Raw genomic sequence first — 10,350 nt, 5'->3', positions numbered from 1 at the left:
CGCTCTGAACACTCTTTCCCTACACGACGCTCTTCCGATCTTCCGGCTCCGGCTCGGTCCCGACGACGAGCCGTGCTGGCCGTCGGTGCGGGCGGCGCTGGCGGCGGTCGGGCTGCCGGCCGCGTTCGTGGAACCGGAGGAGGGCGGGCCCGCGTACCGGATCGGGGGACGGCGGGTGACCCGGCTCGCGGAGCTGGTCGGGGAGCGTCCCCCGGCCGCCCCGGCGGCCGAGTGGCCGGGCTCGCACGGCTGATCCGCCGACGCAACCCCACCGGCTGTCCGATCCCGGACACGCCCGGCGGTGGTTTGGGCCGGAAAACGACGGGTGACCGCTCCGCCGGGGGTGCGCGATCGTCACAGTGACCCGCCCGGTGCCCTACCCACGGTGTACGGTGGCGCCGTCCGGCAGGGTGCGGCCGGGGCGCCGGGGGAGGCGGCCCGTTTGCCGCCCACGAAACCCGGGACGCGGACGGCGCGTTACGTTGGACATCCGGACCGCCGGTGGTCCGGAGGGGCGAAACACGGCCCGAAGCGGGCATGGCGTAGGAGTGAGGTCGGGGAGAGACGTGCCGAGCAACGCTGGAACCACCCGTCTGGTCATCGTCGAGTCACCGGCGAAGGCCAAGACGATCTCGGGCTACCTCGGCCCGGGGTACGTCGTGGAGGCCAGCTTCGGCCACGTCCGGGACCTGCCCCGCAACGCCGCCGACGTGCCGGCCAAGTACAAGGGCGAGCCGTGGGCCCGGCTCGGCGTCGACGTCGACAACGGCTTCCACGCGCTCTACGTGGTCTCCGCGGACCGCCGCCAGCAGATCAGCAAGCTGGTGAAGCTGGCCAAGGAGGTCGACGAGATCTTCCTGGCCACGGATGAGGACCGCGAGGGCGAGGCCATCGCCTGGCACCTGGTGGAGACGCTCAAGCCCAAGGTGCCGGTCAAGCGGATGGTCTTCCACGAGATCACCAAGCCGGCCATCCAGGCCGCGGTGGCGAACCCCCGCGAGATCGACCGCGACCTGGTCGACGCCCAGGAGGCGCGGCGCATCCTCGACCGCCTCTACGGCTACGAGGTCTCCCCGGTGCTGTGGAAGAAGGTCATGCCGAAGCTCTCGGCGGGCCGGGTGCAGTCCGTGGCGACCCGGATCGTGGTCGAGCGGGAGCGCCAGCGGATGGCGTTCCGCACCGCTGAATACTGGGACATCCTGGCCACCCTGGCGGTGGCGAAGCCGGGCGAGGGCCCGCGCACGTTCAACGCCACGCTCGTCGCGCTGAACGGCGACCGGATCGCCACCGGCAAGGACTTCGAGCCGACCACGGGCCGCGTCCGGGCCGGTGCGGGCGTCGTGCACCTCGACGAGGGCGGGGCCCGAGGGCTGGCCGCCCGCCTCGCGGACCGGCCGTTCACGGTCACCCGGGTCGAGGAGAAGCCCTACCGCCGCCGCCCGTACGCGCCGTTCATCACCTCCACGCTCCAACAGGAGGCGGCCCGCAAGCTGCGGTTCTCGTCGCAGCAGACGATGCGCACCGCGCAGCGCCTCTACGAGAACGGCTACATCACCTACATGCGTACCGACTCGGTGAACCTGTCGGAGACCGCCATCACGGCGGCCCGCCGGCAGATCGTCGAGCTGTACGGCGAGCGCAGCGTGCCGCCGGAGCCGCGCCGGTACACCGGCAAGGTGAAGAACGCCCAGGAGGCGCACGAGGCGATCCGCCCGGCGGGGGACAACTTCCGCACCCCGGGCGACGTGGCCAAGGAGCTGTCCGGCGAGGAGTTCCGGCTGTACGAGCTGATCTGGCGGCGCACCATCGCCTCGCAGATGACCGACGCGGTCGGCTCCAGCGTCTCGGTGCGGATCCGGGCCGTCTCCTCCGCGCAGGAGGAGGCCGACTTCGGCGCCACCGGCAAGACCATCACCGACCCGGGCTTCCTGCGCGCGTACGTCGAGTCGAGCGACGACGAGAACGCCGAGGCGGAGGACGCCGAGCGGCGGCTGCCCACGCTCGTCAAGGACCAGCCGCTGACCGCCGACGAGTTGGCCGCGCAGGGCCACCACACCCAGCCGCCGTCGCGCTACACCGAGGCGTCGCTGGTCAAGGCGCTGGAGGAGCTGGGCATCGGCCGCCCCTCCACGTACGCGTCGATCATGCAGACCATCCAGGACCGTGGGTACGTGGTCAAGCGCGGTCAGGCCATGATCCCGTCGTTCCTGGCGTTCGCGGTGATCGGGCTGATGGAGCGGCACTACCCGCGCCTGATCGACTACGACTTCACCGCCAGCATGGAGAACGAGCTGGACGAGATCGCCGGCGGCGACCACGCCGCGGTCGACTTCCTCACCTCCTTCTACTTCGGCAGCGCCAACGGCACCGGCGACCAGGCCATCGCGCACGCCGGCGGGCTGAAGAAGCTGGTCACCGAGAACCTCAGCGAGATCGACGCGCGCAGCGTCAACTCCATCCCGCTGTTCACCGACGACGAGGGCCGCGAGGTCGTCGTCCGGGTCGGCCGGTACGGGCCGTACCTCCAGCGCGAACTGCCGGGCGGTGAGCAGGTCACGCCCGCCGGTGAGGGCGAGGAGGGCGGCTCGCCGGGCGACCGCGCGCCGATCCCGGAGGGCCTGGCGCCCGACGAGCTGACCCCGGAGAAGGTGCACGAGCTGTTCCTCGGCGGCGGCGGTGAGCGCAAGCTCGGCGACGACCCGTCGACGGGCGAGCCGATCCTGCTCAAGTCCGGCCGGTTCGGCCCGTACGTCGCCAGCGGTGAGCGCAAGTCGTCGCTGCTGCGCTCGCAGTCGCCGGACAGCCTCACCCTGGACCAGGCGTTGCAGCTGCTCAGCCTGCCCCGGCTGGTCGGCGTGGCCCCGGACGGCGTCGAGGTCTTCGCGAACAACGGCCGCTACGGCCCGTACGTGAAGCGGGGCGAGGAGTTCCGTTCGCTGGAGTCCGAGGACAAGATGTTCACGGTCACTCTCGACGAGGCGCTGGCCCTGCTCGCCGCTCCGAAGACGCGTGGTCGTCGCGCCGCCGCGCCGCCGCTGCGGGAGATGGGTGCCGACCCGCTCACCGAGAAGCCGCTGGTGATCAAGGACGGGCGCTTCGGGCCGTACGTGACCGACGGCGAGTTCAACGCGTCGCTGCGGCGCGGGCAGACGCCGGAGGAGCTGACGCTGGAGCAGGCGTCGGAGATGCTCGCCGAGAAGCGTGCGAAGGGCCCGGCTCCGAAGAAGAAGGCCACCAAGAAGGCCGCCCCCGCCAAGAAGACGACCGCCGCGAAGAAGACCACGGCGGCGAAGAAGACCACAGCCGCCGCGAAGAAGACCACCGCGGCGAAGAAGGCTCCGGCCAAGAAGGCCGCCCCCAAGAAGGCGACCTCCACCCCGAACGAGTGATCTTGGAAGGAAACGGCCCTCATGGGGGCCCTTTTCTTCCAAGATCTTGCGGTTGTCCACAGGGGCGGCGGAGGAGGGCACCGGGCGGGCAGTGTCGGGTGGGTGGCGGGTTCCTGGGCGGGGATGCGGCGGGCGCTGCCGTCGGATGACGCGGACGAGTTGACGTGGCTGCTCTTCCGGCAGGAGGACGTGCTCAGCCTCCAGCAGGCACGAGCGCATCTCACGCGTAGGGCGATCCGCCACCGGGTGACGACCGGCCGGTGGCGACAGGCGCATCGCGCGGTTCTCGTCGCGCACAACGGCCCGGTCGGTCCCGCGCAGCTCCGGTGGATCGCGGTGCTGGCGGCCGGTCCCACCGCGCTCCTGGGCGGCATGACCGCGGCTCAGGCGGGCGGGCTGCGCGGCTTCCCGGAACGGGTGGTCCACCTGCTCCTGCCCGCCACGACCCGTCGATCACCGTTGCCGACCGGTGTGCTGGCGCACCGGACGACCCACCTGCCCGATCCCGACGTGGTGCCGGTCGCGGCGCCGCCCCGGACGGCGGCGGCCCGGTCGATCGTCGACGCCGCGCAGTGGGCACCGACCGACACCGGGGCCCGCGCGATCGTCGCGGCTGCCTTCCAGCAACGGCTGGTGGGTGGCGACGACGTGCACGAGGTGGTGGAGCGGATGCCCCGGATCCGCCGACGACGGCTGATCCTGTCCACCGCCACCGATGCGGCCGGCGGTGCGCACTCCCTGGGCGAGCTCGACCTGCTCACGCTCGTCCGCGGCGCGGGGCTGCCCGAGCCGACCCGGCAGGTGGTGCGTCGGGACTCCGCCGGCCGGCGGCGCTACCTCGACGCGTACTTCGAGCACTGGCGGGTGCACGTCGAGGTGGACGGCGGGCAGCATCTCGATCCGGCGCACGCCTGGGCGGACATGCGGCGGCAGAACGACCTGTGGGTCGAGGGTGATCGGGTCCTCCGGTTCCCCGCCTGGGCCCTGCGCGCCCATCCCGAAGAGGTGATCGCCCAACTCCGCGCCGCCCTGCGGACGGCAGGATGGCCGGGCTGACCGCCAGCCGAGATCTTGGAAGAAAACGGCCCCCATGTGGGCCCTTTCCTTCCAAGGTCGTCAGCTGCCCAGGACCTGGCGCAGGTACGGGTTCGTGAAGAGGTTCTGCGGGTCCAGGCGGGCGCGGACGGACTGGAAGTCGGCGAACCTCGGGTAGGCGCTCGCCAGGGACTCCGCGTCCCGCCAGTGCAGCTTGCCCCAGTGCGGTCGCCCACCCAACTCGGTCGCCACCTGCTCGAACGCGCGGAAGTACGGCTCGTACGGCATCCCGACGTACTGGTGCACGGCGATGTACGCGGAGTCCCGCCCGTAGGAGTGGGACAGCCAGATGTCGTCGGCGGCGGTGAACCGCACCTCGACCGGGAACAGCACCTTGAACGGCATCCGGTCCACGATCCGGCGCAGCTCGGTCAGCGCGGTCGGCAGCGCCTCGCGCGGCAGCCCGTACTCCATCTCGACGAAGCGGACCCGGCGCGGGGTGCAGAAGACGCGGTCGGAGCGGCCGGTGTAGGTGCGTTCGGTGAGCGCGCGGGCGGAGACGGCGCTGATCCGGGGCGCGAGGGCGGGCACGGCCCGGCCGAGCCGGCAGGCGCCGGCGAAGACGGTGTTGGACAGGAACTCGTCGTCCAGCCAGCCGCGCCAGCGGGGCAGCGGCCGGTCGTCGGTGGGTACCCGGTCGTTGGCCTTGACCTGCACCCGGTCGGTGTAGGGGAACCAGTAGAACTCGGCGTGGTCGTGCCGTTCGTGCAGGCCCGGGAGGTCGTCGAGCACCTCGGCGAGCGGGGCCGGCCGCTCGTGCGCGCGCAGCACGAAGGCGTCCACGCAGCGCAGGGTGACCTCGACCAGCACGCCGACCGCACCGAGTCCGACCCGCGCGGCGTCGAACACGTCGCGGTGCTCGTCGGCCGAGCAGCGCAGCACCTCACCGGTGCCGGTGACCAGCGTCAGCGCGGTGACGAAGGTGGAGAGGCAGCCGAGCCTGCCACCGGTGCCGTGGGTGCCGGTGGAGAGCGCGCCGGCGATGGTCTGGGCGTCGATGTCGCCGAGGTTGGGCATCGCCAGCCCGTGTCCGGCGAGCAGCTCGTTGAGCGTGTGCAGCGTCATCCCGGCCGGTACGGTGACCAGGCGGCGCGCCACGTCGACGGTGACGTCGGTCTCCAGGTCGGCGAGGTCGAGCCGGTGCCCGTCGGCTACCGCGGCGGCGGTGAAGGAGTGACCGCTGCCGATCGCCCGGACCGTCCGGCCGTCGGCGCCGGCCCGGCGGACCGCCTCGGCGACGTCGTCGACCGTCTGCGGGCGCACGGTGACCAGCGCCGTGCTGTGCTGGTTGCCGGCCCAGTTGGACCAGGCGGCGGGGGTACCGGTCATGGCGGCCACTCCTCGACATGAATATGAACTGAATTCATATCAGGAACGTTGTGCCTGGTAAATACCGCAATCGAGCCCGGCTCGTTGTACCGGTAGTCACAGTCTCGTGACGTGCAGATATGTTCACCGTCGAAGGGGGGTGGCGCCGAGTGTCCACACCAGCCGCCACGACCGGGCCGCTGCGTCGGGTACCGGTGCAGGGTCGAAGTGTCGCGCGAGTCCAGCGGATGCTGGACGCCTGCGCCGAGCTCGTCGACGAGGTGGGGTACGAGGGGCTGACCACGACCCTGCTCGCCGAGCGCGCCGAGGTGGCGATCGGGTCGGTCTACCAGTTCTTTCCGGACAAGCGGGCGATCGTGCAGGCGTTGACGCTGCGCACCATGGAGTCCTACCTCCAGCGGCTCGACGAGCGGTTCGCCTCGGACGACCTGACCCACTGGTGGGACGGCGTCGACGCGGCGATCGACGAGTACATCTCGATGCACCGCACCGTCCCCGGTTTCCGTACCCTGCACTTCGGCGACGTGGTCGACCTGCACCTGCTGGACGACCAGCGGGACAACAACGGGGTCATCGCGGAGCAGCTCGCCCGCGTGCTCACCGAGCGGTTCGGTCTGGCCGGCGTGCCCGACCTGCGGTTCCACCTGGAGGTCGCGGTGGAGGCCGCCGACGCCCTGATCAAGCTGGCGTTCCGCCGTCGCACCGACGGCGACGAGCGGGTGCTGGTCGAGGCGAAGGCGCTCATCCGGGAGTACCTGCACCGGCAGGTCGACGCCCCGACGGGGGTCGTCCACCAGGGTTGAGCGGCACGCCGAGCGGCGGGTACCCGAGTGCGCCGGGGCCCGCCGTCGTCACGTCACAGGAAGGCCCGCCCCTCACCCCGGTAGGTCGGCACGGTCGCGACCACCGCGTCGCCCTCGACCAGGTGCACCTCGTTGACGTGCTCGCACACCTCGCCGGCCTTGGCGTGCCGGAACCACACCCGGTCGCCGACCCGCAGGTCGCTCGCGGCGTCCCCGGCCAGTGGGGTCTGCACCTCTCCCGCGCCCTCGGCGCCGAGCAACGTCAGGCCGGCCGGCAACCAGGGCCGGGGCAGCCGGCTGTCCGCCGCCGGGCCGGAGGCGATCCAGCCGCCACCGAGCACGGTGGCGATCCCCGGGGTCGGCCGGCGGACCACCGCGCAGGCGAAGAACGCCGCCGGGGTCGGCCGCCAGGCCCGGTACGCGTCGAACAGCGTCGGCCCGTACAGGCCGGAGCCGGCGGTGACCTCGGTGACCGCCGGGTCGGCGCTGGTGGCGGCCACGCTGCCGGTGCCGCCGCCGTTGACGAACTCCAGGTCGGCGTGCTCGCGGACCGCGGTGACCGCGGCCGAGCGACGGGCCAGCAGTTCCCGGTACGACCCGCGCTGGGCGACCCGGATCGCCGACCCGAGCAGCGCCTGCCCGGGCGGGGCGTCACCGAGGCCGGCGATCTGCGCCTCGTACGACATCAGGCCGACCAGCCGGAAGCCCGGCCGGCCGGCGACGGCGGCGGCGAGCGTGCCGGCCGCCCCGGCGCTGTGCACCGGGGAGCGGCGCACGCCGACGTGCACCCGACCCCGCAGCGGTCGCCAGGAGGCGTCGAGGTCGAGGCAGATCCGCAACGCGGGGCGGCGGCCGGGCGGGCAGACCCGGTCGATCAGGTCGAGCTGCCCGGCGTCGTCGACCATCAACGTCACCGCGTCGGCGAGGGCCGGGTCGGCGGCCAGTTCGGCGAGGGCCGCCCGGTGGGCGGTCGGGTACGCCACCAGCACGTCGTCGCTGACGCCGGTGCGGGCGAGCCAGACCGCCTCGGGCAGGGTGAAGGCCATCACACCGCGCCAGCCGGGGCGCGCGAGCACCCGGGTGAGCAGCTCCCGGACCCGCACGGACTTGCTCGCCACCCGCAGCGGCTTGCCGTCGGCCCGCCCGACCAGCGCTTCGGCGTTCGCGTCGAACGCGGAGAGATCGACCACCGCGTACGGCGGGTCGAGGTGGGCGGTCGCCCGGTCGAGACGATCGCGAAGTTCGGCACGGTCGATGGCCACGTCTGCACGCTAACTGTCTGGACGACAATGCGAAATACCCTCGCGTCTGTCCGGGCTGCGGGCGGTGGTCCCGGCGGCCTAGGCTCGGCGAGCAGGTGAATGTCGCGGGGGGCGGCGCCCTCTGCGCGACTAGAGTGTTCCACCGGGGATGCCCACATCTGGGTCGGCACGTGGAGGTACGGCCATCGAAAGCCAGAAGAACGGCGAGTCGCCCGGCGTGTCGTCGCCCGGCAGTCAGGCCGACCGCTCCGGGTTCGCCGCCATCCGCTCGGTGCTGCGCATCCGGCCGTTCCGCAGGCTGTGGATCGTGCTCAGCGCGGCCTCCTTCGGCGACTGGCTCGGCCTGCTCGCCACCGCGCTCTTCGCCGCCTCGCAGGTGTCCGGCAGCACCGCCCAGGGCGCGGCCTTCGGTGGCGTCACCGCCATCCGGCTGCTGCCCGCGCTGGTGCTCGGCCCGATCGCGGGCGTCTTCGCCGACCGGTTCGACCGGCGGTGGACGATGGTCATCTGCGACCTGCTGCGCTTCGTGCTCTTCGCGTCGATCCCGCTCTACGCGCTCACCGGCGCGGCCGGCGGCCTGGTGGTCGGCTGGGCGCTGATCGCCACCTTCCTGATCGAGTCGATCACGTTGCTGTGGATCCCGGCCAAGGAGGCGGCGGTCCCCAACCTGATCCCGCGTACCCGGCTGGAAGCGGCCAACCAGCTCACGCTGATCACCACCTACGGCCTGACCCCGGTCGCCGCGGCGATCGCGCTGGCCGTGCTGACCCGCGGGCTGCCCGGCGCGGTCGGCGGTGACCTGCCGAGCTGGGCCGAGCCGGCCCAGCTCGCGCTCTGGTTCAACGCCTTCTCCCGGCTGGCCACCGCGCTCGTGGTCGCGTTCGGGATCAAGGAGATCAGCGAGGCCCAGCGCGGCGAGGCGGAGCGCGCCGAGCAGAGCATGTTCCGCCAGTTCGCCGACGGCTGGAAGTTCATCGGCCAGACGCCGCTGGTGCGGGGCCTGGTGCTCGGCATCTTCGGCGCGTTCGCCGGCGGCGGCATCGTGGTCGGCACGGGCAAGTTCTTCGCCAACTCGCTCGGTGCCGGTGACGCCGCGTTCTCGCTGCTCTTCGGCGCGATCTTCGTCGGCCTGGCGCTCGGCATCGGGCTCGGCCCGATGATCGTGCGGGACATGTCCCGCCGCCGTTGGTTCGGCATGAGCATCGTGCTCGCCAGCGCCTCGGTGCTGGTGCTCGCGTTCGCCATCCACCTGTCCATGGCCATCGTCGGCGCGATCCTGGTCGGCGCCGGCGCCGGCATGGCGTTCCTGGCCGGCACCACGCTGCTCGGCGGCGAGGTCGCCGACGAGGTGCGCGGGCGGGTCTTCGCGGTGGTGCAGATCGGCACCCGGCTGGTGCTGATCCTGGCCATCGCGCTGAGCAGCCTCCTGGTCGGCGTCGGCGGCTCCCGCCAGCTCACCATCGCCGACCTGGGCATCTCCATCTCCTCGACCCGGCTGCTGCTGCTCGCCGCCGGCGCGGCCGGCATCTTCGCCGGCATCAGCGCGTTCGGGCAGATGGACGACAAGAAGGGCGTACCGGTCCTCGCCGACCTCTGGGGCTCGATCCGGGGGCGGCCGCTGATGCCGGCCGAGCCGTTCGTCTCCAGCGGCCTGTTCGTGGTCTTCGAGGGTGGCGAGGGCGCCGGCAAGTCGACCCAGCTCGCGGCGCTCGCCGAGCGGCTGCGCGGCCAGGGCCGGGACGTGGTGGTCACCCGCGAACCGGGTGCCACCGGGGTCGGCGAACGGATCCGTTCGCTGGTGCTGGGCACCACCCACGACGACACGCCGTCGCCGCGTGCCGAGGCGCTGCTCTACGCGGCCGACCGCGCCCACCACGTGGCCACCGTGGTCCGCCCGGCGCTGGTCCGCGGCGCGGTGGTGGTCAGCGACCGCTACGTCGACTCGTCCCTGGCCTACCAGGGCGCCGGCCGGACGCTGCCGGTCGACGAGGTGTCCTGGCTCTCCTCCTGGGCCACCGGCGGCCTCAAGCCCGACCTGGTGGTCCTGCTCGACGTCGACCCGCGCACCGGGCTGGGTCGGGTGGAGGCCCGCAACGAGGGCGCCGACCGGCTGGAGGCCGAGTCGCTGGCGTTCCACGAACGCGTCCGCTACGCCTTCCTCGACCTGGCCGCCGGTGACCCGAAGCGCTACCTGGTGCTGGACGCGTCCCGCCCGGTCGACGAGATCGCCGACGTGGTCGCCCGCCGGGTGGACGAGTTCCTCGTCGATCCGGCCGCGATCGTGCACCCGCGCCCGGCGCAGGGCCCGGACACCTCGGTCCAGCCCGAGTTATCCGACGCGGAGCTGGTGACGATGGAGCAGACCCGCCGATGACCGACGTCTTCGGCGACCTGGTCGGGCAGGACGAGGCGGTGGCCACGCTGCGGCGGGCCGCCGCCTCGGCCGCCGCGCTGCTGCGTGCCGCCGCGCCC

6 protein-coding genes are annotated in these 10,350 nt (G+C 72.7%); 4 read left to right on the top strand and 2 right to left on the bottom strand.

Features of this window, described 5'->3' with window-relative positions; translation table 11 throughout:
• Positions 1-566: 566 nt before the first annotated feature.
• Both topA and HUW36_RS16615 read left to right on the top strand, forming a co-directional pair.
• The gene (gene topA / locus HUW36_RS16620; protein ID WP_174529008.1) at positions 567-3,389 is read left to right on the top strand and encodes a type I DNA topoisomerase; all 2,823 of its coding nucleotides are present in this window, start codon (positions 567-569) and stop codon (positions 3,387-3,389) included.
• A gap of 102 nt (positions 3,390-3,491) precedes the next feature.
• Positions 3,492-4,445, top strand: a complete 954-nt coding sequence (locus tag HUW36_RS16615; RefSeq protein ID WP_246248193.1) for an endonuclease domain-containing protein — start codon at positions 3,492-3,494, stop codon at positions 4,443-4,445.
• Positions 4,446-4,505: 60 nt separating this feature from the next.
• Here the strand turns inward: HUW36_RS16615 and HUW36_RS16610 are convergent, their stop codons facing one another.
• Positions 4,506-5,822 carry a D-arabinono-1,4-lactone oxidase gene (locus HUW36_RS16610; protein ID WP_174529007.1) on the bottom strand — a complete coding sequence of 439 codons (1,317 nt, stop codon included), beginning with the start codon at positions 5,820-5,822 and terminating at the stop codon, positions 4,506-4,508.
• A gap of 218 nt (positions 5,823-6,040) precedes the next feature.
• Between HUW36_RS16610 and HUW36_RS16605 the strand changes: the two genes are divergently transcribed.
• On the top strand, positions 6,041-6,616 hold the full coding sequence (locus HUW36_RS16605) for a TetR/AcrR family transcriptional regulator (RefSeq protein WP_091583544.1): 576 nt from the start codon (positions 6,041-6,043) through the stop codon (positions 6,614-6,616).
• 53 nt (positions 6,617-6,669) lie between these two features.
• Here the strand turns inward: HUW36_RS16605 and HUW36_RS16600 are convergent, their stop codons facing one another.
• Complete coding sequence (locus HUW36_RS16600; protein ID WP_174529006.1) at positions 6,670-7,878, bottom strand: amino acid deaminase/aldolase; 1,209 nt, start codon at positions 7,876-7,878, stop codon at positions 6,670-6,672.
• A gap of 217 nt (positions 7,879-8,095) precedes the next feature.
• On the opposite strand from HUW36_RS16600, the gene tmk reads away from it, so the two are divergent.
• On the top strand, positions 8,096-10,252 hold the full coding sequence (gene tmk, locus HUW36_RS16595; RefSeq protein ID WP_281357532.1) for a dTMP kinase: 2,157 nt from the start codon (positions 8,096-8,098) through the stop codon (positions 10,250-10,252).
• Positions 10,253-10,350: the final 98 nt, after the last annotated feature.

The organism is Micromonospora maritima (assembly GCF_902825405.1).
GTDB lineage: Bacteria > Actinomycetota > Actinomycetes > Mycobacteriales > Micromonosporaceae > Micromonospora > Micromonospora maritima.
The sequence above is the reverse complement of the archived record's forward strand: the minus strand, read 5'-3'. Positions and strand labels throughout refer to the sequence as shown.